Raw genomic sequence first — 22824 nt, 5'->3', positions numbered from 1 at the left:
CCGGGCCGCTATCCGGCCGCGCGCCGCGGCGTCATACTGGCGGCATGATCGGCGGGCGGCGCGATCTGCATCAGGATAGTCTGAACCGGAGATGCGACCTCGATGCCGCTCTGCTGGAAGCGCAGCTTCATGCGGCGGTTGAACTCGCGCTGGACCGGCCAGCGGCCGGCCTCGGTGCAGCGGATCTGACCGACGATCGACACCATGGCGCCGTCGACCTTGTCGATGCCCCACAGATCGAGGTCACCGCGGATCAGGGCCCGGAATTCAGGCTCGCGGCGCATCTCCTCGACGATGTCCTTGAGGATCTGGCCGGCGCGGTCGGTATCCTCCTTGTAGGCGACGTTGACGCTGACGGACGCGTTGCCGGCGCCGCGGCTGGCGTTGGTGATGGTCGTGACCGCGCTGAACGGCACGATGTGTACGGCGCCGTCGCCGGCGCGCAGGCGAATGGTGCGGATCGAAACATTCTCGACGACGCCTGACAGCCCCGAGACGCTGACGCTATCGCCGACCTGCACCGTGTTCTCCAGCAGCAGGAACAGGCCAGTGATGAGATCCTGCACCAGCTTCTGCGAACCGAAGCCGATGGCGATGCCGACGATGCCGGCGCCCGCCAGCAGCGGGGCGACATTGACCCCGATCTCGCTCAGCGCGGTCAGTCCGACGACGGTGGCAATCAGGCACAGCAGCGCCGTCCGCAGCATCGGCTGGAACGTGCGCAGGCGCGCGGCGCGGGCATAGTGGCCGTCCCGCGACAGCGTATTGATCTGGCGGTCCAGCAGCGCATTGCTGGCCTCCCAGATTGCCGCGGCGATGAACACGGCGATGCCGATCGTCGCCACGGCCGAGATCAGCCGGCTGCCGATCTGACCGCCATAGAACCAGACGATGGCGTCGACGCCCCAGACCTCGAGCACCGCCACGAAGCCGATGAAGGCGATCACGCCGGAGACGATCCTGCGCAGCAGCGGCAAATAGCGGTTGGCGCGGATCTCGAGACCCGGAAAACGCTGCAGGATCTCCGGCTTGATGCGGAAGCCGCGATCGATCAGGCTCAGCGTCACCATGATGGCGACGCGGGTGATCAGCACCACAGCGATCGTGCCGACGAAATATTGCAGCAGCAGCGAATAGCCATTGCGGATGTTGAGGGCCCAGACCGCCCACAGCGCGATGTCGAGCGCGATGGCGGGATAGTGCCAGCCGGCGGCGATGCGATTGCGGAGCCGGGCCGTAATGCCCTGCCGGTCGGCCGGCGCGCGGATCGCCTCGGCGACCTGACGGCGGCATTGCAGGATGATGACGACGACGAACAGATGCACCACCAGCATCACCATGCGCAGCAGCGCAGCGTAGCCGGCGCGGTGCAGGCCGAGCAGCAGCGCCACATTGGCAAACGCAATGCCGGAGACGCCGACGCCGACGATGCGACGCGCCCAGATCTCGATATAGGCAGCCGTTTCCGGGCGAACTGGAAACAGGCCGTAAGGTCCGGCCAGCGCACGGACGATACATATGAGCCCGCGCGAGAACGCATAGGCGTTGACCACTGCGAGGATGACGAGGCGGACGATGCCGGCATCGCCGATCTCCGTTCCAAGCAGCGCCGTGGCCACACCGACGAAGACGAGCACGGGAAGCAGTTCGAGCACGAGCCGGCCGAGCACGAAGGGCAGCCGCAGCAGCAATTGCCACGCGCGCGCCAGGCTGACGCGGCGCCGGTGCTGTTCGGGCTGGGCGGCGACGCCGGACGCGGATGCCGGCGGGTCGCCGACGGCGAGCGCCTGCACTGGCACGTGCACGGTCTGCGGCACGCGCGCTTCGAGGAAGATGACGGGTCGACGGATCAGCCGGAAGATCACCCACTCCGCCGCGAGGGCGCAACCGAACACCAGCGCAAGCTTCCAGGCGATCTCGATCAGGAGGTTGTAGGCGGCCGGATCATTGGCGGTGCGGACGATCCAGTAATAGAACGCCGGAAAATGCGTGAGCGTGCGCGCGACATCCGCGACCTCTCGCGAAATCTCTCCGATCTCTTCGGACACGGTGAGCAGAAGCTGCGCACCGAGGCCGTCGGCCGCGAGCGGAATTGGCGATTTCTGCTCAGGCGCGGGCTGCTGCGGACCGGACGCAGTCGCGATCGCGCGCAACGTGTCGATCATTTGCGCGCGCTTCTTGTCGTCCTGGAGGGTCTCCAGCGCGCGTTTGGCTTCGTCAGGCGACAGTGCGGCCGCGCTGCCGGCAACGGGCGCAGCCGGTTCGGCACGAGCCGGGCAGAGAGACAGGATGGCGAGGAAGAGCGCCGTGAAGAGCGCGGAGGCAAGCTTGTGCGACACGAGGATTCCCTGAAACAATAGATGCGCCACGGCGGAATCGTCACCGCCGAAGCGCATGCGTCATGTCGGATGGACGCTATTCGCCCGCGCCCTGTGTCGGAAGTTTGCCGCTGAGGCGACCATCTCTTGGCATTTGCCGCAATGCAGGATCGGGAACCACGACTCTGGCAGTGACATGCGCGTGTTGAGATGCGACGTGCAAGAAGCTCTCCCGTCATTCCGGGGCTTGGACCCGGAATGACGATGGAGAGGAGGAGGAGGAGAGATGCGGATATCAGGACATTCGCGCCGGCGGGTCCGTCAGGGCGCCCGACGCGATCAGCGGCCTGCAAAACGCACAGCGCCGGGCAGGCAGGGGCCATGCCACACTGATGCAGCCCACTAGACCTTTACCCGGCGTGCCGTTCGCGGTTTCTGCCGCTATGCGATAGTCCGAACGAGCTCCATCGCACTTAACGCGGCTGGATTTGCGGAGGTGGAGTCATAGACCTCCCCTTGCTCTGGATGTGGACGTTGCGCGTCGCGTATTCGCGACCAAGCTAATGGTCCTCCTGTGACACAAAACTGTCAAGCGGGATCGATGCTTCAGGCATCACATTTGGATGCGCGAGTTCCTCGGCGGCTACGCACAGCAGCATGAATTATCCCGCTGCGACGCCCCTGCGACTCAATGCAGCGGAATAAACTCTTCCCGGCAGCGTTTGTGATGACGAGGATATTCGCCTCTCCTCTCCCGCTCTCGATCATTTCCAGAAAGCCAGACATGAAGAAATCGATTTGCCTGACCGCACTTGTCGCGCTCGTCGCCGGACTTGGGCCTGCCACGGCGCAATCCCCGCCGCAAACCTCGACCAGGAAGGTCGACGGCACCGAAAACGTCTACGTCTTTCGCTATGGCGGCCATCAGTCGATGTTCGTCGTGACGCCGCAGGGCGTGATCGCGACCGATCCGATCTCCTATTTGCGTCCCGCCAAGCCCTATATCGACGCGATCAAGGCTGTCACCGACAAGCCGATCAAATACGTGATCTACAGCCATCATCATTACGACCACATCGCCGGCGGCCAGCCGTTCAAGGATCTCGGCGCCACCTTCGTCGCCCACCGGCGGACCAAGGAACGCCTGCTCGAATTGAAGAAGCAGAATTCGCTGCTCGCCGACGTCGTGATGCCGGACCAGGTGGTCGACGACAAGAAGGCCATCACGCTCGGCGGCACCACGCTGGAGCTGAACTATGTCGGCCGCAACCATTCCGACAACTCGCTGGTGATGCGGCTGCCGAAGGAGAAGATCGTCTTCGTCGTCGACTTCGCCCCGATCGAATCCGTGCAGTTCCGCAACATTCCCGACAACGCCTCGCCACTGGAATACATCGCCTCACTGAAGAAGCTCGCCTCGCTCGACTGGGAGCGGATGATCCCCGGCCATCCCTATGCCGGCGGCCGCTTCGGGACCAAGAAGGACATCGAGGACGACGTCGCCTACATGGAGGAGCTCTCAGCAGAGGTGAAGAAGGCGGCCGATGCCGGCAAGTGCTTCGACACCGCGATGAAGGAAGTGAAGCTGCCGAAATACGAGAAGTGGGCGAACTACGAGGCCAGCCTTCCCGCCAATGTCGAGCGCTTCTGCTACTGGTGGGGCCGCGGATACTGAGGGGCGGGGTTGCGCTGAAATAGCGGGGTGGGCAAAGGCGCGTTTTCGCGCGCCGTGCCCGCCACCCCTATCGTCATGAAAATTGGTGGGCACGCTTACGCTTTGCCCACCCTACGGCATCCGTGATCTGGCTGCTATGGATGCGACAAGCGGCACGTCGCAATGATGACACCATACCCCTGTTTTGCCCGACGAGTCAAACGAAATTCCAAAAATCCGAATCCCCATCCACGATAACGGCCAAGCCCTTGATTTCATTATCACCGGCTACTGTGCATGGGGTTGTTTTCGCTTTTGTTCATTTTGCCCGCTTCTTCCCCTCCTCCTTTTCCAGCGCCTTGCGGATTTCCTTGAACTCCTCCAGCGAGGACTTGTCGGCGCGGGGGAAGCGCAGGTCGAGCTTGTCGAGCGCCGCGACGATCGCAGAGCCGATCACGACACGCGCGAACCATTTGTGATCGGCGGGCACGACATACCAGGGCGCATGGGCCGTCGCGGTGTGGCGGACGATGTCCTGATAGACCGCCTGGTAGCGCGGCCACAGCGCGCGCTCCTTGATGTCGCCCATGGAGAACTTCCATTGCTTGGCCGGCACCTCCAGCCGCTCGAGAAAGCGCTGCCGCTGCTCCTCCCTGGAGACGTTGAGGAAGAACTTCAGGACGATAGTGCCGTTGCGCGCCAGGTAGCGCTCGAAAGCCGTGATGTCCTCGAATCGCTCCCGCCAGATGTTCTTGGTGATGAGCTTGGGCGGCAGCTGCTCCTTGGCAAGGATGTCCGGATGCACGCGCGTGACCAGGCATTCCTCATAGTGTGAGCGATTGAAGATGCCGATATGGCCGCGCGCGGGCAGCGCAACCACGTGACGCCAGAGGAAGTCATGGTCGAGCTCGTGACTGGTGGGCTGCTTGAATGCATGGACGTCGCAGCCTTGCGGGTTGATGCCTTCGAACAGCGCCTTGATGGCACTGTCCTTGCCGGCGGCGTCCATGCCCTGGAAGATCAGGAGCAGCGACCAGCGGTCCTGGGCGTAGAGTTTCTCCTGGAAATCGGCGAGGCGACCCTTGTTGGCCTCCAGGATGTCCTGCGCCTTCTCCTTGTCGAGATCGCCCTTCTCGTTGGTCTTGTGGTCCTTGAGGTGAAACTTGCCCGACCCGTCGTAGCGAAACGGCGTGATGTAGCGGTCAAGCTCCTGGGCGAGCGATTTGGACGGCTTCTTGTTCATGAGCGCGGGGAACCTTGCGTTGCGGCTTCAGTCGGTCGAGCACGCTACCAAGGATACCCTTGGGAAGGAATATGATGAAAAGGACGAGCAGCACGCCGTAGACGAGATTGTCCCAGCCGACCGCCTTGGTGCCGAAGCCGATCCGCAGGGTTTCCGCCAGCAGGATGGTGATGACGGCACCGAAGGTCGGACCGAGCGACACGAACAGTCCGCCGACGATCGCAGCGAACACCATCTGGAGCGACACCGCGATGCCGCTGACGGTGTCGGGCGTGATGAACATCTGGTACTGGCAATAGACCGCGCCCGCCAGCGCCGTCATCACCGCGCTGAGCAGCGTGATCTTCAGCTTCTCGGCGGTGACATCGACGCCGGCCGCGGCAGCGGCGTCCTCGTCCTCCGAGATCGCCTCCAGCGCGTAGCGCGCCATGCTGCGGTCGACCCAGTGCCAGACCACGATGCCGAGCAGCCAGACCCCGAGCGCGATCAGGTACCAGGTGATCTTGTCGTCGAACTGCAGCGCCAGCAGCTTGTTGCCCGAGGCCCGGTTCGGCGTATAGCCGAGCGAGCCGCCGGTGTAGTCGCGCGTGGCCGTGATGACCTGGAGCACGATGCCGGACAGCGCCAGTGTCACCAGCACGAAATAATGCCCGGTGATGCGGAAGCGGAAGCAGGGATAACCGACGATCAGCGCCAGCACGCCGGCCGCGGCCATGCCGATGGGAATGCCGATCCAGGGCGACCAGCCGAGATGATTCCACAGCAGCGCAGTGACGTAGGCGCCGATCCCCATGAAGCCGCCATGGCCGAGCGAGACCAGGCCAAACCGCCCCATCATCGACCACGACGTATAGGCGAACGACCAGATCAGGATCAGCACCAGGATGTGCAGATGATAGGGATCGCGGTAGACGAAGGGCAGCGCAACCAGCGCCGCCAGCCCGACCGCCCATGCTGCAAGCCGCCCCTGCCCCGTCATCGCCGCCTCGCAAGCAGGCCCGCGGGCCGGATGAACATCATGACGATGAAGAAGGCGAAGGCCAGCACATAGCCCCATTCGAGATCTGAGAACAGGCCGCCGAGCGAGATGATCTCGGCAAACACGAAGGCGGCGATGAAGCCGCCGATGAAATTGCCGAGCCCGCCGAGCACGCAGATCAAGAAGGTGATCGGCCCGAACGAGAGGCCGACGAAGGGATGCACGTCATATTGCAGCACGAGCAGGCAGGCGGCGAGCCCGGCCAGCCCACCGCCGATCGCGGACGTGATGAGATAGATCCGCCTGGTGTCGACGCCCATCAGCGCCATGATCTGCCGGTCCTGCGAGATGGCGCGGATCGCGGTGCCGGTGAAGGTCCGGGTCATGAACAGGTAGACCGCGACCATGCCGACCAGCGCCGCCAGGAACGAGAGCAGCCGGGCGTAACTGAAATTCATCTCGCCGAAGGCGAGCACCGGCAGGCGGATGCCGAGATTGCGAAAGTCGATGCCGAAGGCGACGGTGGCAAAGCTCTGGAGCACGAACAGCACGCCGCCGGTCGCGAGCAGCTGGTTGATCGGCGGCGCCGTGAGCAGCGGTGCGATCACGAGATAATGCAGCGCCGCGCCGAGGATCGCGACCAGCAGAATCGTGAGTGGTGCGGCGACGAAATAGCTGAGGCCATAGACCTGCACCAGGAAATACATCGCGTACATGCCGATCATCACGAGCTCAGCGTAGCAGATCCAGGTCACGTCGATGACGCCGAAGATCAGATTGAGCCCGAGCGCGAGCAGCGCCAGCACGCCGCCGAGCAGGATGCCGTTGATCACGGCCTCCAGCAGGTAGATGTCGAATACGTCCAGGATCGCCTGCATGAACCTCACACCCCGAGATAAGCTTCCTTGACCGTGTCGCTCGCCAGCATCTCGGCCGACGTGCCCGAGGAGCGGATCGTGCCGGCCTCGATCAGATAGGCGCGATCGACCACGCGCAGCACCTGCTGCACGTTCTGCTCGACGATCAGCACCGTCAGCCCGCTGGCACGGATCCGCTTCACCAGTTCGAACACCTGCTGCACCACGACGGGCGCAAGTCCGGCCGACGGCTCGTCGAGCAGCAGGAGTTTCGGATTGGACATCAGCGCGCGGCCGATCGCGCACATCTGCTGCTCGCCGCCGGACATGGTGCCGGCCATCTGGTGGCGGCGCTCCTTCAGGCGCGGAAACAGGTCGAACACGACCTCCAGCCGCTCGGCGTAGTGGCCGCGCGCCTCCTTCATGAAGGCGCCCATCTTGAGATTGTCGTCGACCGAAAGCTGCGGAAACAGCCGCCGGTTCTCCGGCACATGCGCGATGCCGAGGCTGACGATCTTGTGCGGCGGCGTCGCCACGACGTCGACACCCTCCATCCTGATCGACCCGCGCGAGGGCCGGATCAGGCCGGAGATGACACGCATCAGGGTGGTCTTGCCGGCACCGTTGGGACCGATGACGCCGACGGCCTCGCCGGCCCTGACGTCGAGACTGACGTCGAACAGCGCCTGGAAGGTGCCATAGCCGGCATTGACGCCTCGGAGCTCCAGCATCACTGCACTCCCGCGCGACGCCGCGCCGCGGCCGCTGCGGCCTGCGTGGTCTCGGCATCGGTGCCGAGATAGACCTCGATCACGCGCGGATCGCCGGCGACCGCGCTCGGCAATCCCTCCGAGATCTTCTCGCCGTGATCGAGCACCATGACGCGATCGACGACGCGCATCAGCACGCCCATGATGTGCTCGACCCAGATGATGGTGATGCCGAGCTCGTCGCGAATGTTGCGCAGCATGTCGGCCGCCTGCCCCATCTCGGCCTCGTCGAGGCCGCCGAGGCTCTCGTCGGCGAGCAGAAGCTTTGGCGCAGTGGCGAGGGCCTTCGCCAGTTCGAGCTTCTTCAGGCCCGCCGCCCCCAGACCATCGACGCTGGCGTGACGATCGGTCGGCAGGCCCACCATCGCAAGCGAACGCTCGGCCGCCTCTTCCGCCTTGATACGGCTGTGGCGGCCTTGCCCGTAGAAACCCGCGAGCGCGACATTCTCGAAGATCGTCAAACGGCGGAACGGCCGCGGAATCTGGAAAGTGCGCCCGACACCGCAGTTGATGATCCGGTGCGGCGCGAGGCCTGCGATCTCACGCCCGTCGAACAGGATCGAGCCTGCGGTCGGCGCCAGCGTGCCGGAGAGCATGTTGAAGATCGTGCTCTTGCCCGAACCGTTGGGCCCGATCAGGCCGAGGATCTCGCCCTGATCGACCCTGAACGACACGTTGTTGACAGCGGTGAAGCCACCGAAGCGCTTCACCAGCCCGCTGACTTCCAGCACCGCCCTGCTCCGCCGCTACTGGTTGCTGTAGGTGGTGCCCTTCGGCAGCGGCAGCACGGCCTCGCGCTGCGCCTGACTCTTGGGCCACACCACGGAGGACTTGTCGTCGATGTACTGGATCACGACCGGGAATGACCGCTCGTTCTGCCCGGCCATCGGCGTGCCCTCGCCGTAGAACTTCACGCCGAAGCCGAGCATGGTGCCGCCTTCAGGGATGTCGGTGTCGAGCGCAGCCTTGCGCAGCGCGTCGGGATCGACGCCGCCATACTTCTTGATCGCGCGCGGCAGCACATCGGCCATGAAGACGTAGGTATTGGACGCGCCGATGCCGACATGGGCCGAGCGGATGGCAACACCCGGCCGGATCTTGTCGAATTCCTCGCCGACCATCTTGATTACGGCCGGGAGTTTCGGGTCCATGGTCTTCTGGTTGGCGAGCCAGATCGAGATCGGATCGGTGTTGAAGATGTAGGTGGCGTCAGCGCCCATGCCCTCCTTCAGCTTCTCGTAAACGCCGTAGCCCGCGCCATGCCCCATCAGCGCGCCGAACCTCAGACCCTGCTCGCGGGCCTGACGCAGCAGCAGGGTGATGTCCGGATTGTAGCCGGTGTGGAAAATGACATCGGGTTTTGCGCGCTTCAGCTTGGTCACGAGCGCCGACAGATCCGGCGCGGTGGCCGAATAGCCTTCCTTCATCACGACGTTGAAGCCCGCCTTCTTTGCACCGGCCTCGTTGCCCCTAGAGACGTCGACGCCATAGGCGCCATCCTCGTGGATGATAGCGACGCGCAGGTCCTTCGGTTCCTTGTCGAACTTCGCCTTGGCGTTCTGCGCGATGAAATCCATCGTCATCATGCCGAACTGGTCGCCGCTCGCTTGCGGGCGGAAGACGTATTTGTAGCCCTTGTCGTTGAATACGGCCGACGAGATGCAGGTCGTCATCCACATGAACTTCTTGAGCTGCTCGACGCGGGCCGCCACCGGAACGCATTGCGCCGAGGAGAAAAAGCCGAGCACCATGTCGACCTTCTCCTGTTCGAGCAGACGAACGGATTCGTTGATGGCGATGTCGGGCTTGCTCTGCGCGTCGGCGTAGACCGCCTCGATCTTGTAGCCTTCGACGCCGGTCTTGGCGAAATGGTCGAGGATGATTTTTGCGCCGATATAGCCGAGCTCAGAGCCGCCGCCTGCGAGAGGCCCGGTCAGGTCGAAAACAACGCCGATCTTGATCTTCTTCTCCTGAGCCTCGGCCGAAGCCATCAAGCCCGTCGCGGCAAACGCGACCAACAGCCCACGTACCAAGCGGGCAGCCATGCGCAGACGCATCAAAACCTCCCTGGACGATTGTGCATTGCATTCTTTTTGCTTTTGCTTTTTGCCCATCACATGGGCTGAGCGCAGCGATGTCAAGCCTCGCGCGTCAGCGCGAAGCGAACTGCTGCTTGATAAAGGCCGTGACAAATCGCGGCATGGTCGGCGTCAGATCGCTCATCCCGCGCACAAGATGAATGGCCGACAGCTCGGGCTCGGCCTCGCGCGCGAGATTGGCCTCGATCCGGACCCGGGCGGCCTCGCCCGGCATATGCAAGTTGAGCACCTGCATCATTGCAATCGACGGCCCGGTGACGACACAGTGCCATCCAGGCTCGGCCTGATAATCGCCTTCTGTCAGGCCGGTCTCCTCGCCGAGCTCGCGCACGACGCTGCCGGGAATGTCGAGTGCACCATCCCTGACGTCGTCGAGGTCGGGCGTGCCAGAAGGGAAATAGATGCGCCCTGCATTGGCGGTGTGCTGCGCCATCTCGCCCATGATGAAGGCGCCGTCGGAGGCGCGCAGCGCGCCCATGCCGAAGCCGTTGAACACCGCCTTGTCGGGAAACCCCCAGTCGCGCCAGGCGAGGAAGCTCGCAAAGTCGGTTTCGAAATAGGTCGCGGCAAGATGGCCGTCCGTGAAGACCGCGTCGCGCCCGAGCAGGACGCGGCCGTTCCAGATCTTGGGCCGCTCGCGCTGCTTCTCGGCGAAATGCGCCGCGATCTCGGCGCGCCGCTCCTCGGCGAACGGCCAGACGATCGGCCGCACCGCGAGATCAAGTGTCGTGACGCGATGAATGACCAAAGATGTCATGACGCCGGCCTACCGAGCGATAGCGTCAGCTATTTGGCGCTCCCCGTGGTCTTCTTGGCCTGCTCGACATACTTGTTGGTAAAGGTCTTGCTGACGTCGATCTTGGCGTTGGCCACCTCCGGCGAGCCGACGCTGAACACCGAGAGCACGGCGTCCGCGCCCTTCGGGTCCATCTTGCCGGTCTCGGAGAACATCGGGATCGTGTTCTTCAGCGCCGCGAGATAGAGGTCCTTGTTCTTGCCGACCGTCTCCTCAGGCATCTTCGCCATGATCTCCTCGGGCGAGTGCGAGTGAATCCAGGCGAGCGTGGCGAGGATCGCGTCGGTGAGCGCCTGCGTCTCCTTCTCGTGCTTGGCAACCCATGCCGCGGTCGAATACAGCGCGCCGCCCGGATATTCGCCGCCGAACGTCTCGAGCGTGTCCTTCTGAGTGCGGGTGTCGCTGAGGATCCGCAGATCCTTGTGGCTGCCCTGGAGCACGGTGACGGAGGGGTCGAGCATCACGGCCGCATCGATCTGGCCCTGCTCCATCGCGGCAACCGCGGTGGCACCTAAGCCGACGCCGATCACGGCGGTGCCGGCGGGATCGAGCCCGTTCTTCTTCAGCTGGTATTTGAGGAAGAAATCGGTGGAGGAGCCGGGCGCGCTGACGCCCACCTTCTTGCCGGCAAGATCCTTGATAGACTTGATCTCATTCGTGTGCGCGGGCGACACCACCAACACGAGGCCGGGATAGCGGTCATAGACCACGAAGGCCTGAAGCTCCTGCTTCTTGGCGGCGAGATTGACGCAGTGGTCGAAATAACCGGAGACCACGTCGGCGCTGCCGCCGAGAACGGCCTTCAGCGCGTCCGAGCCGCCCTTGAGGTCCACCAGCTCGACATTGAGGCCGGCCTTGTCGTATTCGCCGAGCTGCTTGGCCAGCACCGTCGGCAGATAGCACAGGCAGGAGCCGCCGCCGATTGCGATGGTCACCTTGCTTTGCGCCGCGGCAAATCCTGTGGTGAGCGTCAGCGCGAGCAGCGCGCCGGCGAGCCTGGCAATCGTGTTCTTCATTGGTTTCCTCCGTTCGGCTGGCGGCACCATAGAGCAGCCGGACTGGCTTGAGAAGCACTGCCTAAGTGCACTGGTCATCGGCCTTTCGGCGCAATAGCATCAGCCCACAACAACAATTCTTGATGGGGAGGATCAACCATGAATCGCCTTGCAATCGGGCTATCGATCGCCGCCGCCTTTGCCGCCGGGTGCGGCGCCAACCAGCTGCTCCGCCCGGCCCTGGCCGCGGAAAACGTCACGGCGCAGATCATCCATACCGGCGAGATGGAGGGCGACGCGCTCGGGCCCGCCAACAACGTCGGCTACCGCTCAAAAATGTTCGCGAGCGCCGACGGCGCCACCATCTCGATCCAGGTCGGCAATGTGCCCAAGCACATGCATCCCAACACCAACGAGATCCAGTACATCCTGGACGGGACCGGCACGATCTGGCTCGGCGATAAGGAAGTGACGGTGAAGCCGGGCGACCTCGTCATCATCCCCAAGGGCACGCCGCATGGCGGCACCAAGCCGATCAGCGGCCAGGTCAAGGCGATCGCGATCAAGACGCCGCCGCAGGCGCCGGACGATACCAAGCTGCTGGATTGAGACGCACTCCGTCAAGGCGGGGCGAATGTTCGGGCTCGCGCCGCTGCGCGGGCCCGCTTCGTGAATTCCGGCGCTAGATCGGGCGCGCCTGCTTCCGGATTTCGTTCGCGATCGGCTTGAGGGTCTCCCCCGGAAGCTGGCCGACCAGCGTGTAACCCATGCCGCCATCCGCCCACACGAAGCCCGCGACATCGCCGGTCGATTGCGGCATCATCGGCGTATCCAGATTGCGGTTGCTCATCGGACGCGTCAGCACGACGAGGCGGTCACCGCGATCGTCATCGTACATGAACATTGCGGCCGGGCCATGGGACGTCGCAACCAGGCGCCCCCCCATCAGCCTGTAGCCCGAGACAGCGAGGTCCGGCACCTTCACCGGCTGCTTCAGTCGGCTGGAGACCCATCGCGTGAGCTCCGCACTCTCGGAGGCGCGTATCTCGACCGGCCGCACCCGGTCCGGTGCGTAGACGCCATAGGAATAGGCCGCCTCCTGTGCCAGCGCAGACAGTCCGTTCGAGCCTTCCTGCAACACGCTGCGCATGGTCCACCCGCCGAGACCGCCGAGACCGAGGAGCAACATCGCAGCGATCGCTCCCCACGTTCGCAAGGGACGCCGCTTTCGGCTCTCGATGATGCGCGACAAGTTCAATTCTGCCGGCAGCGGCTCATCGGCGATCGACGCAAGCGCGCCGCGCAATTGCTCACGCTGGGCAACGAAGCTCGCAACGCGTGCGGCAACATCCGGATGATCGTCCAGATAGGATGCGACCTCCGCGCGACGCTCGGGCTCGAGCGCCTGGTCCACATAGGCGTGGAGATCATCCTCGGTGATCGGCCGCTGGTTCATTTCACGCTCCGCAAAGCCACGACATTTCCCGTCGCAACGCCATCCATCTCCTGTTGCAGTCTCTCCCGCGCACGCGACAGGCGAGACATCACGGTCCCGATCGGGATGTTCAGCACGTCCGCGGCATCCGCGTAAGAGAGATCCTCGACTGCAACCAGTAACAAGACGGCCCGCTGCTCCTCCGGGAGTTTCGCAAGCTTGCCCAGGACGTCCTGATAGATCAGCCTGTGCTCCTGCTCCGCCGCGCTGACCAGTTCCCGCTCGCCTGCATCGTCGATCGGCATGTGCCTGCCCCGCGCTGTCGCCTGGCGAAACTGAGTGACAGCCAGGTTGTGAAGAATGGTGAACAGCCAGGCGCGGACACTGCCGTCGCGCCGCTGGTGCCAGCGGCTGACGGCGCGCTCCAGGCAGTCTTGAACCAGATCGTCGGCGGCCGCGCGTTCGCGCATGAGCGCGCGCGCATAGCGGCGAAGCGCGGGGATCAGCGGCTCGACCTGAACCAGCATGTCCTTCATGAAACGCTCCGCCACCTCTCCATTGCCGTTCGAACCGCCGTCATTGAGCCTCGATCTGGACGGCCTCGCCCGGCATCGCCGCGTCGCCGGATGCTATCACCAGATAGCGCCTTGCGGCCGCGGCAGACTGGTCGACGATCTGCCGGATCGGACCAGCCGCGTTGACGATAGCGGATCCGGCCGGATTGGTCATGAAAGCTGCCAGCGGCTGCAATGGTCCGCCCCCGTCACTGCGTTCCGCAAATGCCAGCACATATTTCTGCTTGGGCTGAAGTCCCGTCACCGAAGCCTGCAGGATCTGGATCAGGCCCTGATCGAACAGTGAGACGCTGGTCGGCGCCGTGCCGTGCTTTGTGCCGTCTTTCGACGCGAGTGCCAGATGAGCGACCTGGCCGGCCACGCCGAGCGCCTGCAGATTCTGGCGGTCATCCGGGTCAGGCGCAGCATTCGGAACATAGACTATCGCCTGCGGCGCCTGGCCGATCGGAACGTTCCCGATCACCTTGTTGGTTGCCGTATCGATCGCCGCAAGCGCGTCGGCGTTTTCCAGCCCCACATAGATGCGGGTGCCGTCACCGGACGGCCACACGCCGTGCGGCAGATTGCCGACGGGGATCGCGGCAACCTGCGAGAAGTCGTCGGTGCGGAACACCTTCACTTCGTTCAGACCACCGATGGTGACATAGGCGAATGTTCCCTTGGCGGTGTGCGCGAAGTTGACGTGATTGGTAATCGGCCCGGTGTCGATCGTCCTGATCGCGTTGAACGGAGGTCTCGCGTTGAACACCTGTGTCCGGCCGACGTCCTTCAGTGTGAACCACACCTGGTTTCCATCCGGCGTCGCCGCGATGTTCGGACAGAATGGGCTCTCCTGCTTCACCTTGGCGATGATCCTGTGCTCGGCCACCGAGACGACGTCGGTCTCGGGATTGAAGGACGAGCAGATGTAGCCGTACTTGCCGTCGGGCGAGAAAATCTGCATGCCCGGGCCGTTCGGCGTCGTGATGCGGGTTGTCTCCTTGAAGCTGATCGGATCGATGACGGAGATGTAGTTTTCGCCGCGGACGGTAACCCATACCTCCTTGCCGTCAGGCGTAAAGAACGCCTCGTGTGGCGACCGCCCGACATAGGTCACTTGCTTGACCGCGTTGGTTGCGGTGTCGATGAAACTGACTGAATTCGAGCCGATCGACACCACGGCGAGCGTCTTGTGATCGGGCGAGAAGCCCATGCCGTGCACGAGCACCTGCCCCTTGTAGAGCGGGCTGAAATTGCCGGGCTGCGGGTCGCCCAGCCGGATGACGCCAAGCAGTTTGTTATCCACGGGGTCTGTCACCGAGACCGTATTCGAGAATTGTTCCGCAGCGTAGACGCGGTCGTGGTGGCTGATCGGAACATCCGGGGCGGACAGCGCGCCCGGCGCCTGCCCTGCCCAAGCGAGAGACCCCGTCGCAAGCATCGTCGCGGCCAGGAAAATGCTCTTCATCATATTGCTTCGAAATGTCGTCATCTGCGGCTCCTACTTCTTCATTCCAGCGGACATGTCCATCTGCATCCCCGGATGGTGATGAACGGCTGCGATGGGAACAGATGGCGATTGCGTCGGAGCAGGCGTGGTGTCGGTCGCCGACTCGCCGATCGCGAGCTTCATGGCGGCGATCTCCTGCATCTGCTCGACAATGATCTCCTGCGCGATGCGCCTTAGCTGCTCATTCTTGCCATAACGCAGCTCGATCACCGCCATGTCGATCGCACCCTGATGGTGCGGGCTCATCATCGCGACAAAGTCGCGATCGATGTCGCCAGTCGGTTTGGCCGCCATGTCATTCATCATCTTGGTCATCGCGGCATCGTTCTCTTCCAGGAATGCACGCTCCTCCGCGCTTGGCGCGGCTGGAGGGCTGGCCGGATGGGACTCATGCGCGAACACGAGCGGAGGGAGCGCGAACGCGACCAGAATGCGCGCGGCAAGAAACGCCGTGCCAAGGCCGGGCCTGGGCCATCGGCCTGCGAGCGCCGCTACCGCGCGGCGAAACTGTGAGGGGGGCATCCTGAACTCCCATGCAGGTGGTTGCATGGGGGTTTGACGCGTGGGCGCGCGTTCTATTCCGGCCGGTCGATCACATAAACGTCAGCAGTCAGGCGCGGCGGCCTACCTAGCCGCGCCCGTCCACGGTCGGCCGCCACACCAGCAGGCGTCGCTCCACCAGCGTAACCCCATAGTCGATCAGGATGACAAAGGCCGATAGCACGAACATGCCGGCGAACACGCCGGCGACGTCGAACACACCTTCGGCCTGCTGAATGAGGTAGCCGAGCCCGGCCGCCGATCCCAGATATTCGCCGACGACCGCGCCGACCACGGCGAAGCCGACCGAAGTATGCAGCGAGGAGAACATCCAGGACAGTGCCGACGGCCAATAGACGTGCCGCATCAGCTGCCGCTCGCTCATGCCCAGCATGCGTCCGTTGTCGAGCACGGTGCGGCTGACCTCTTTCACACCCTGATAGACGTTGAAGAACACGATGAAGAACACCAGCGTCACGCCGAGCGCGACCTTCGACCAGATGCCGAGGCCGAGCCAAAGCGCGAAGATCGGCGCCAGCACGACGCGCGGCAACGCGTTCACCATCTTGACGTAGGGGTCGAACACCGCGGCGACGAGCGGCTGGCGAGCGAACCAGAACCCGACCAGCACACCGCCGGCCGATCCAATCACGAAGGCCAGGATTGATTCCGTCAGCGTGATGCCGAGATGCTTCCAGATCACGCCGGACGAGAACCACTTGACGATCTGGGCGAGGACGTCGACCGGATTGGAGAAGAAGAACGGCGGCAGCAGGATCTTGCCGAACACCGGCACGGTCGACAGCAACTGCCACAGCGCGATGCAGACCACGGCGACAAGGACTTGAAGCGCAAGCAGCGTGACGCGCGACATCAGACCGCCTCCGCCGCCTGGGTGGACTGCGCGTAGCCCTTCATCACCTCGTCTTTGAGCACGTTCCAGATCTCGCGGTGGAGCGCGTGGAACTCCTTGTCGATCCGCACCTCGAAAATGTCGCGCGGGCGCTGCAAGCTGACGCGCCAGTCGCCGATGATGCGCGAGGAAGGCCCCGCCGACATGATCACGACACGGTCGGCGAGCGCGATCGCCTCTTCGAGATCGTGGGTGACGAACAGCACCGCCTTGCGGTCGGCATTCCAGAGGTCGAGCAGCAGATTGCCCATCACCTGGCGGGTCTGAGCATCGAGCGGCCCGAACGGCTCGTCCATCAAGAGGATTTTGGGATCGCGGATCAAGACCTGCGCCAGCGCCACGCGCTTGCGCTGGCCGCCGGAGAGCATGTGTGGATAACGATTGGCGAAAGCGCCGAGGCCGACGGCTGTGAGCCATTTCTGCGCGCGCTGAACCGCCTCGGCACGCGGCGCCCCCATGATGTCGAGCCCAATGGCGACATTGTCGAGCGCGGTCTTCCACGGGAACAAGGCATCGGCCTGGAACAGGTAGCCGGCATCCCGGTTCAGCCCCGAGAGCGGCCGGTCGAATATCCTGACGCTGCCCGCCGCCGGCGTCAGCAGTCCGGCCGCGACGTTGAGCAGCGTGGATTTTCCGCATCCGGTCGGGCCGACAATGGCGACGAACTCGCCCTGGGCGACCACCAGATGCGCCTTCTCCACCGCCGTATAGATCCGTCCGTCCCCGAGCCGGAACGCGACCTTGGCATCTTCCAGCGCCACCGCTGTGGGCGTCGTCATGTATTCCCTCCGAACTTGGCCCGATGCCTTAGCCGCTCGCGCGGCCAAGTTCAATCAAGCCGCCAAGCGTGCTACGCATGGGCCTCGTCATCCCCTCCCTCGGTGGGCGGGTCAGCGAAGTGAGCTCCCGCCCGATGCCGTCCAGGACGATGATTGGCTACTCCCATGTCAGCAAGAGCTTCGGTCACCTCAAGGCCGTCGACGATGCGTCGCTCGACATCGCCGAGGGCGAGTTTTTGGCTGTTGTCGGTGGTTCGGGATCTGGCAAGACCACACTGCTGCGGCTCGCCAACCGGCTGATTGAGGCTGACGGCGGCACCATCACGGTCGAGGGCGAGGAGGTGCGGAATGTCGACCCTGTCGCGCTGCGGCGGCGAATTGGCTACGTCTTCCAGAGCGGTGGACTGTTCCCGCATTTGAGCGTTGCGGACAATATCGGGATTACGCCAAAGCTGCTGGGCGTAGCGACGGCGGAGATCGACGCCCGAATCGACGAGTTGCTGGCGCTCGTGCAACTCGACCGAACCGCGCATCGCGACAGGCTGCCCGAAGCACTCTCGGGCGGTCAGCGGCAGCGCGTCGGCGTGGCACGGGCGCTCGCGGCAAAACCACGCATCGTGCTGATGGACGAGCCGTTCGGCGCGCTCGATCCCCTCACCCGTGATGCGCTGGGCGACGATTATCGGGCCCTGCATCGCAGCCTCGGGCTGACCACGGTGATGATTACGCATGACATGACGGAGGCGATCCTGCTCGCCGACCGCATCGCGGTGATGCGCGGCGGAAGGATGCTCGCGCAGGGCACGCCGGTGGAGCTCTCGAAAAGCGACGACGCCTATGTGCTGGAGCTGCTGCGCACGCCGCGGCGCCAGGTCGAGCGGCTGAACGCGCTGCTCCCGCAGAGCGGTGCGGCATGAGCCTCCTCTCCGATCCGCGTTGGGGCGAGGCGCTGTCGCATTTGCCCGACTATCTCGGCAACCATGTGAGGGTGAGCCTCGCCGCGCTGGCGCTTGGCCTCACCGTCAGCCTGCCGCTGGCGATCCTGACCCGCAACCGTCCGGCGCCGCGGAGCATCCTGCTCGCGCTTGCCAGCATCGTGCAGACAGTACCGGGACTGGCGCTGCTCGCGCTGTTCTATCCGCTGCTGCTCGCAGCGGCTTCGCTGACACTCGCCTGGTTCGGCGTCTCCTTCTCCGCCTTCGGATTCCTGCCGGCGGTGCTGGCGCTGGCGCTCTATTCGATGCTGCCGGTGCTGCGCAACGGCATCACCGGGCTGAACGGCATCGATCCCGCGCTGATCGAAGCCGCGGAAGGAGTCGGCATGACCGCGCGGCAGTCGCTCGTGATGGTCGAGCTACCGCTGGCGCTGCCGGTGATGATGGCGGGCATCCGCACCGCCGCGGTGTGGGTGATCGGCACTGCGACGCTGTCGACGCCGATCGGGCAAACCAGCCTCGGCAACTACATCTTTGCGGGATTGCAGACCCAGAACTGGGTGTTCGTGCTGTTCGGCTGCTTTACATCGGCCGCGCTCGCGCTCGCCGTGGATCAACTGCTCGGACTGATCGAGAGTGGCCTGCGCCGCCGCAGCCGCTTGCGCAGCGGGCTCGGCGCCGCCGGGATCGCGGCGCTGGTCGCAGCGACCCTGGTGCCCTCGATGGGCCGCTCGTCATCAGGCTATGTGGTCGGTGCCAAGACATTTGCCGAGCAATATGTGCTCTCGGCCTTGCTCAGGGATCGTCTCCAGGCCGCCGGCCTGCCCTCCACTGCGAGATCGGGTCTTGGCTCGAGCGTGATCTTCGAGGCGTTGAAGGCAGGAGATATCGACCTCTATGTCGACTATTCCGGCACGCTCTGGGCCAACCAGCTTCACCGCACGGACATCAAGCCGCGTGCGGAATTATTGGCGGAACTGAAGACGGCGCTCACCAAGGACAACGTCACCCTGCTCGGCGAGCTCGGCTTCGAGAATGCCTATGCGCTGGTGATGCCGAAGACGCGCGCCGAAGCACTCGACATCCGTACCATCGCCGATCTCGCGGCGCATGCTCCGAAGCTGTCGATTGCCGGCGACTACGAGTTCTTCTCGCGCCCCGAATGGGCGGCGCTGCAAAAGGCCTATGGCCTTTCGTTCCGCGCCCAGCGTCAGATGCAGCCGGACTTCATGTATGCGGCAGTCGCCAGCGGCGAGGTCGACGTGATCGCCGGCTACACCAGCGACGGCCTGATCGCGAAATACGATCTCACGGCGCTGGACGATCCCAGGCACGCGATCCCGCCCTATGATGCCATCCTGCTGCTGGCGCCGAAACGCGCCGGCGACGAACGGCTCAAGACGGCGCTCACTCCGCTGCTCGGCAAGATCGACATCGCCACGATGCGCGAGGCCAATTTGCGTGCCGCCGGCAACGATGCGAATTCCTCACCGGATGCGGTGGCGAAGTGGCTGTGGGAGAAGGTGGGCAAGCGGTAGGCCGGCTACAGTCCCCGGATCATCCCTGCGTCGATCAGCAGCCGGTTGAGCCGTCGCGCCTCCGCGCCGTCCTTGCAGCCGTAGAAGATGCCTTTGCAGCGGAGCATGATCTCCTTCTGCTCGGCGAAGGACGGATCGAGCGGAATGCCGGCGGCTTCCTGGATCACCAGCGGCAGATAGGGACCGTCGACCGTGTCCATCACGGCCTCGCTCTTCACCGGCTCGAAATTGACGGCGTCGATCGCGTAGTAGGTCGCATAGAGGCGCGGATCGTAAGCATCGAGCTTCTTGCCGAGAGCGCCCTCGTCGAGCCCGGGCTCGAGGATAGCCGGCGCGAACTCGGGCTGATGATCGCCATAGCGCACGATCAGGAAGGGTTCTCCCGGAAAATTCTTTTTCAGGCCGGCCAGGAAGGCCTTGTACTGCTCTGCGCTCATCGCCTGCCGGCGCAGATATTCGTCGATCGACGGCACGTTGCCCGGCGCGCGCCAGTTCGGCAGCAGGTCCGGGCGGAAGCGCGTCTCCCAGGGGAAATGATTGGCGCCGAGATAGATGAAGGTGAACAGCGGCTTGTTTGGCGGCTGCTGCCCCATCAACTTGAGGGCCTTGTCGTAGAAGAAGCTGTCAGGCTCGACATCCTTCGCGCCAAGATCCTTGGAGTCGAGAAAACGTTCGACGCCGGTCGTCATCTGAAAGCTGCGCGCAGCCATGAAGCCGCCATAGGCGGGATAGAGCGACAGGGTGTCGTAGCCGCAGCGCCGTAGCGCCAGCGGCAGGCCGCGCTCGACGCGGCCAGTCGCGATGCGCGTCACGAAATAAGCGAAGCGGCCGAACGAGCGCGACGACAGCCCGGCGAGCACGTTGTATTCGGTGAACCAGCTCGGGCCGCCATTGCTCTCGGCCAGGAACGCGCGCTGCTTGCCATCCCAGGATTTGAAATGATTGCCATATCCGGCCGGCACCTTGATGCCCTGGGCGGCGCGGATGTCGAAGCTCGATTCATCATGGATCATGATGATGTTCGGCCGGCGGCCGGCGGGATGGCAGGCATCGACCAGCGGCATGTTGAGCCGTTCGTCGGTCGCGGCGGCCGATTCCATGAAGCCGTATTGCGCAAAGTCGGAGACCGCGCTGACGCCGGAGCGGAAGAATTTCGAGAGATAGCCGTCGTCGTAATAGCCGCGCCAGGCCTCGTCGGGGTGGTAAAGCGAATAGCCGACCAGTGCGGCAAGACAGGCGAGCTTGCACGCGAGCGCCGGCAGCCTGCGGATGCGGAACGGATCGAGCCACCACAGCGCATACATCAGCGGCAACGTGACGAGACCGGCCAGGATCACCGACCAGCGCAGATTCGGGAAGATCGTGAACAGGAACGCGACGGTGTCGCGGTCGATCATCATCAGATCGATGAAGTTGACCGTCATCTGCACGACGTCGTGCTTGAGCCGCGACAGCAGCACCAGCACCACGACCATGGTCAGCGACAGCGCGCCCGACAATGCGGGCCGCCGCAGCAGCGTGATCCAGAGGAAGTTGAGGATACCCCAGGCGAGCGCGAAGGACAGCCGCGAGCCGAAATCCGTCTCGGTCTCGTACATCAGGCCGAGCGCCGCCAGATGTGGTGCGGCAACCGCAAGCAGCCGCCAGATTCCGAGCGCGGCGACGCTCGCCAGCACGGCGGTGGCAGCGGAAGGACCTGGATTGGGCGCGGACGCCATCGACGACACGCAACTGCTGGTCCGGCGCGATGAATACCCAGCCGTCGGGCCAGCCTGCGGCGTTCGGCGCAGCCGGAAGCCTGCACCGTGTCATAAAACTGTAATTGAACGGTCACCGACAAGCAACGCGTGTCGCGGTCCGACCTTCGCTTAATGTTAGTGGACGACGAACGGCCGCGCGGCACCGGCCGGGCGGCCCTGGGCGAACCGGCAACCTTGATTCCCCCAGTGGTGCCGTTGGGGCCGATCGCGGCCCATCCGCGCGGACGGACGGCCGTGGCGCGCTGAACGTCGATCAACCCTGCGGCAGCAGCCCCAGCCGCTTGGCGATGATGCGGTCGAGCGTCCGCTTCGGCAGCACGGCACCAATCAGATGGCGCATGCGGTCGGGTGTGATCTGGTAGCGGACCTTGGGATTTGGGCTGGTCAGCGCCTCGAACACGATTTCGGCGATACGCTCGGCCGGCAGGCCGTTCGCACCGAGATCCATCATGAACGCCATGACCTTGTTGAGTGCCGGCAGATAGGGCGAATTCCGGTAGACGGAGAGATCGATCTGCTCGGCCTTGCTCCAGATCGGCGTCCTCACCGCCCCGGGGGCGACGATGATGACGTCGATGCCAAACAGCATCAGCTCGCGGCGCATGCTCTCCGACAGCCCCTCGATGGCGTGCTTGGAGGTGCTGTAAGGCGCCGACAGCGGATTCGCGTTGTTGCCCGCCACCGAGCTGATCATGACGATCCGTCCCTTCGGCCCCTTCAGTGACGGGTCGGCGCCGAGCAGCGGCCCAAAAGCCTGCGTCGCAATCACCGGGCCGATGACGTTGATGTCCATCTGGCGGCGGAAGTCGTCGGCCGACAATTCGAGCACGGGGCTTGCGACCGCGATGCCGGCATTGTTGACGAGACCCGCCAGCGTCTCGCCGCCCAGCACAGCGCGGACCTCGCGCGCCGCCGCCAGCACGGCAGCCTCATCGGTAACGTCGAACAGAAGCGGCGTGAAGTTCGTGCCGAACTCACCCTTGAGCCGGTCGGCATCGGCCTGCTTGCGGACACTGCCGAAGACGCGATAGCCGCGCCCGATCAGGAATTTCGCAATGGCCCAGCCAATGCCCGTGGACGCGCCGGTGACGACGACAGATCTCATGGTCGTTCCCCCTCAAGTTTCCCCAGGTGATCATGTAGGAGAGA

The 22824-nt window shown here is 64.2% G+C and carries 21 protein-coding genes; 4 read left to right on the top strand and 17 right to left on the bottom strand.

Going from position 1 to position 22824, the window contains the following annotated elements; genetic code table 11:
• Positions 1 to 8: 8 nt before the first annotated feature.
• Positions 9 to 2396: a mechanosensitive ion channel domain-containing protein gene (locus FNV92_RS09435; protein ID WP_143841209.1), complete on the bottom strand. Its 2388-nt coding sequence runs from the start codon at positions 2394 to 2396 to the stop codon at positions 9 to 11.
• Between the two features lie 706 nt (positions 2397 to 3102).
• Here FNV92_RS09435 and FNV92_RS09430 point away from each other — a divergent pair.
• Positions 3103 to 3993: an MBL fold metallo-hydrolase gene (locus tag FNV92_RS09430; protein WP_143841210.1), complete on the top strand. Its 891-nt coding sequence runs from the start codon at positions 3103 to 3105 to the stop codon at positions 3991 to 3993.
• 298 nt (positions 3994 to 4291) lie between these two features.
• Here FNV92_RS09430 and FNV92_RS09425 read toward each other — a convergent pair whose 3' ends face one another.
• From FNV92_RS09425 to FNV92_RS09390, 8 genes are all read right to left on the bottom strand, one after another.
• Entirely contained in the window at positions 4292 to 5215 is a 924-nt protein-coding gene (locus tag FNV92_RS09425) for a polyphosphate kinase 2 family protein (RefSeq protein WP_143841211.1), read from the bottom strand.
• The gene (locus FNV92_RS09420) at positions 5175 to 6194 is read right to left on the bottom strand and encodes a branched-chain amino acid ABC transporter permease (protein ID WP_143841212.1); all 1020 of its coding nucleotides are present in this window, start codon (positions 6192 to 6194) and stop codon (positions 5175 to 5177) included. The genes FNV92_RS09425 and FNV92_RS09420 overlap by 41 nt, the downstream gene beginning before the upstream one ends.
• Positions 6191 to 7072 (bottom strand): branched-chain amino acid ABC transporter permease, encoded by an 882-nt coding sequence (locus FNV92_RS09415; RefSeq protein ID WP_015684403.1) that lies wholly within the window; start codon positions 7070 to 7072, stop codon positions 6191 to 6193. Before FNV92_RS09415 ends, FNV92_RS09420 begins: the two co-directional genes overlap by 4 nt.
• Positions 7073 to 7077: 5 nt before the next feature.
• Positions 7078 to 7782: an ABC transporter ATP-binding protein gene (locus tag FNV92_RS09410; protein WP_143841213.1), complete on the bottom strand. Its 705-nt coding sequence runs from the start codon at positions 7780 to 7782 to the stop codon at positions 7078 to 7080.
• Entirely contained in the window at positions 7782 to 8552 is a 771-nt protein-coding gene (locus FNV92_RS09405; RefSeq protein ID WP_015684401.1) for an ABC transporter ATP-binding protein, read from the bottom strand. Before FNV92_RS09405 ends, FNV92_RS09410 begins: the two co-directional genes overlap by 1 nt.
• 15 nt (positions 8553 to 8567) lie before the next feature.
• A complete protein-coding gene (locus FNV92_RS09400) occupies positions 8568 to 9878 on the bottom strand; it encodes an ABC transporter substrate-binding protein (protein ID WP_143841214.1) in 1311 nt (436 codons plus the stop codon).
• Positions 9879 to 9972: 94 nt separating this feature from the next.
• Positions 9973 to 10677 (bottom strand): NUDIX hydrolase, encoded by a 705-nt coding sequence (locus FNV92_RS09395; protein ID WP_143841215.1) that lies wholly within the window; start codon positions 10675 to 10677, stop codon positions 9973 to 9975.
• Positions 10678 to 10706: 29 nt separating this feature from the next.
• Complete coding sequence (locus FNV92_RS09390) at positions 10707 to 11732, bottom strand: ABC transporter substrate-binding protein (protein ID WP_168213284.1); 1026 nt, start codon at positions 11730 to 11732, stop codon at positions 10707 to 10709.
• 138 nt (positions 11733 to 11870) lie between these two features.
• Between FNV92_RS09390 and FNV92_RS09385 the strand changes: the two genes are divergently transcribed.
• Positions 11871 to 12320 (top strand): cupin domain-containing protein, encoded by a 450-nt coding sequence (locus FNV92_RS09385; RefSeq protein ID WP_015684397.1) that lies wholly within the window; start codon positions 11871 to 11873, stop codon positions 12318 to 12320.
• Between the two features lie 73 nt (positions 12321 to 12393).
• Here FNV92_RS09385 and FNV92_RS09380 read toward each other — a convergent pair whose 3' ends face one another.
• From FNV92_RS09380 to FNV92_RS09355, 6 genes are all read right to left on the bottom strand, one after another.
• A complete protein-coding gene (locus FNV92_RS09380) occupies positions 12394 to 13167 on the bottom strand; it encodes an anti-sigma factor family protein (protein WP_143841216.1) in 774 nt (257 codons plus the stop codon).
• The gene (locus FNV92_RS09375; protein ID WP_143841217.1) at positions 13164 to 13682 is read right to left on the bottom strand and encodes a sigma-70 family RNA polymerase sigma factor; all 519 of its coding nucleotides are present in this window, start codon (positions 13680 to 13682) and stop codon (positions 13164 to 13166) included. The genes FNV92_RS09380 and FNV92_RS09375 overlap by 4 nt, the downstream gene beginning before the upstream one ends.
• Before the next feature lie 40 nt (positions 13683 to 13722).
• On the bottom strand, positions 13723 to 15192 hold the full coding sequence (locus FNV92_RS09370; protein WP_143841218.1) for a YncE family protein: 1470 nt from the start codon (positions 15190 to 15192) through the stop codon (positions 13723 to 13725).
• A gap of 9 nt (positions 15193 to 15201) precedes the next feature.
• Complete coding sequence (locus FNV92_RS09365) at positions 15202 to 15732, bottom strand: DUF305 domain-containing protein (protein WP_168213285.1); 531 nt, start codon at positions 15730 to 15732, stop codon at positions 15202 to 15204.
• Positions 15733 to 15838: 106 nt separating this feature from the next.
• A complete protein-coding gene (locus tag FNV92_RS09360; RefSeq protein WP_143841220.1) occupies positions 15839 to 16624 on the bottom strand; it encodes an ABC transporter permease in 786 nt (261 codons plus the stop codon).
• Positions 16624 to 17442: an ABC transporter ATP-binding protein gene (locus FNV92_RS09355; protein WP_143841221.1), complete on the bottom strand. Its 819-nt coding sequence runs from the start codon at positions 17440 to 17442 to the stop codon at positions 16624 to 16626. The genes FNV92_RS09360 and FNV92_RS09355 overlap by 1 nt, the downstream gene beginning before the upstream one ends.
• A 134-nt stretch (positions 17443 to 17576) precedes the next feature.
• Here FNV92_RS09355 and FNV92_RS09350 point away from each other — a divergent pair, with 134 nt between their 5' ends.
• The gene (locus FNV92_RS09350; RefSeq protein WP_041748747.1) at positions 17577 to 18359 is read left to right on the top strand and encodes an ATP-binding cassette domain-containing protein; all 783 of its coding nucleotides are present in this window, start codon (positions 17577 to 17579) and stop codon (positions 18357 to 18359) included.
• Positions 18356 to 19915, top strand: coding sequence for a glycine betaine ABC transporter substrate-binding protein (locus FNV92_RS09345; protein ID WP_143841223.1), 1560 nt, complete (start codon positions 18356 to 18358; stop codon positions 19913 to 19915). The genes FNV92_RS09350 and FNV92_RS09345 overlap by 4 nt, the downstream gene beginning before the upstream one ends.
• A gap of 5 nt (positions 19916 to 19920) precedes the next feature.
• Here FNV92_RS09345 and FNV92_RS09340 read toward each other — a convergent pair whose 3' ends face one another.
• Together FNV92_RS09340 and FNV92_RS09335 are read right to left on the bottom strand one after the other, a co-directional pair.
• Positions 19921 to 21633, bottom strand: coding sequence for a sulfatase-like hydrolase/transferase (locus tag FNV92_RS09340; RefSeq protein WP_143841224.1), 1713 nt, complete (start codon positions 21631 to 21633; stop codon positions 19921 to 19923).
• Positions 21634 to 21928: 295 nt separating this feature from the next.
• A complete protein-coding gene (locus FNV92_RS09335; protein WP_143841225.1) occupies positions 21929 to 22780 on the bottom strand; it encodes an SDR family oxidoreductase in 852 nt (283 codons plus the stop codon).
• Between the last annotated feature and the right edge of the window lie 44 nt (positions 22781 to 22824).

Source organism: Bradyrhizobium cosmicum, assembly GCF_007290395.2.
GTDB classification, from domain to species: domain Bacteria; phylum Pseudomonadota; class Alphaproteobacteria; order Rhizobiales; family Xanthobacteraceae; genus Bradyrhizobium; species Bradyrhizobium cosmicum.
The sequence above is the reverse complement of the archived record's forward strand: the minus strand, read 5'-3'. Positions and strand labels throughout refer to the sequence as shown.

What these genes read in the sequence shown, in the direction of transcription:
- FNV92_RS09380 (WP_143841216.1), bottom strand. Translation starts at nt 13,167, where the DNA reads ATGAACCAGCGGCCGATCACCGAGGATGATCTCCACGCCTATGTGGAC.
- FNV92_RS09340 (WP_143841224.1), bottom strand. Translation starts at nt 21,633, where the DNA reads ATGGCGTCCGCGCCCAATCCAGGTCCTTCCGCTGCCACCGCCGTGCTG.
- FNV92_RS09375 (WP_143841217.1), bottom strand. Translation starts at nt 13,682, where the DNA reads ATGAAGGACATGCTGGTTCAGGTCGAGCCGCTGATCCCCGCGCTTCGC.
- FNV92_RS09415 (WP_015684403.1), bottom strand. Translation starts at nt 7,072, where the DNA reads ATGCAGGCGATCCTGGACGTATTCGACATCTACCTGCTGGAGGCCGTG.
- FNV92_RS09435 (WP_143841209.1), bottom strand. Translation starts at nt 2,396, where the DNA reads ATGCGCTTCGGCGGTGACGATTCCGCCGTGGCGCATCTATTGTTTCAG.
- FNV92_RS09395 (WP_143841215.1), bottom strand. Translation starts at nt 10,677, where the DNA reads ATGACATCTTTGGTCATTCATCGCGTCACGACACTTGATCTCGCGGTG.
- FNV92_RS09390 (WP_168213284.1), bottom strand. Translation starts at nt 11,732, where the DNA reads ATGAAGAACACGATTGCCAGGCTCGCCGGCGCGCTGCTCGCGCTGACG.
- FNV92_RS09400 (WP_143841214.1), bottom strand. Translation starts at nt 9,878, where the DNA reads ATGCGTCTGCGCATGGCTGCCCGCTTGGTACGTGGGCTGTTGGTCGCG.
- FNV92_RS09425 (WP_143841211.1), bottom strand. Translation starts at nt 5,215, where the DNA reads ATGAACAAGAAGCCGTCCAAATCGCTCGCCCAGGAGCTTGACCGCTAC.
- FNV92_RS09345 (WP_143841223.1), top strand. Translation starts at nt 18,356, where the DNA reads ATGAGCCTCCTCTCCGATCCGCGTTGGGGCGAGGCGCTGTCGCATTTG.
- FNV92_RS09370 (WP_143841218.1), bottom strand. Translation starts at nt 15,192, where the DNA reads ATGACGACATTTCGAAGCAATATGATGAAGAGCATTTTCCTGGCCGCG.
- FNV92_RS09355 (WP_143841221.1), bottom strand. Translation starts at nt 17,442, where the DNA reads ATGACGACGCCCACAGCGGTGGCGCTGGAAGATGCCAAGGTCGCGTTC.
- FNV92_RS09365 (WP_168213285.1), bottom strand. Translation starts at nt 15,732, where the DNA reads ATGCCCCCCTCACAGTTTCGCCGCGCGGTAGCGGCGCTCGCAGGCCGA.
- FNV92_RS09360 (WP_143841220.1), bottom strand. Translation starts at nt 16,624, where the DNA reads ATGTCGCGCGTCACGCTGCTTGCGCTTCAAGTCCTTGTCGCCGTGGTC.
- FNV92_RS09430 (WP_143841210.1), top strand. Translation starts at nt 3,103, where the DNA reads ATGAAGAAATCGATTTGCCTGACCGCACTTGTCGCGCTCGTCGCCGGA.
- FNV92_RS09420 (WP_143841212.1), bottom strand. Translation starts at nt 6,194, where the DNA reads ATGACGGGGCAGGGGCGGCTTGCAGCATGGGCGGTCGGGCTGGCGGCG.
- FNV92_RS09385 (WP_015684397.1), top strand. Translation starts at nt 11,871, where the DNA reads ATGAATCGCCTTGCAATCGGGCTATCGATCGCCGCCGCCTTTGCCGCC.
- FNV92_RS09335 (WP_143841225.1), bottom strand. Translation starts at nt 22,780, where the DNA reads ATGAGATCTGTCGTCGTCACCGGCGCGTCCACGGGCATTGGCTGGGCC.
- FNV92_RS09350 (WP_041748747.1), top strand. Translation starts at nt 17,577, where the DNA reads ATGCCGTCCAGGACGATGATTGGCTACTCCCATGTCAGCAAGAGCTTC.
- FNV92_RS09410 (WP_143841213.1), bottom strand. Translation starts at nt 7,782, where the DNA reads ATGCTGGAGCTCCGAGGCGTCAATGCCGGCTATGGCACCTTCCAGGCG.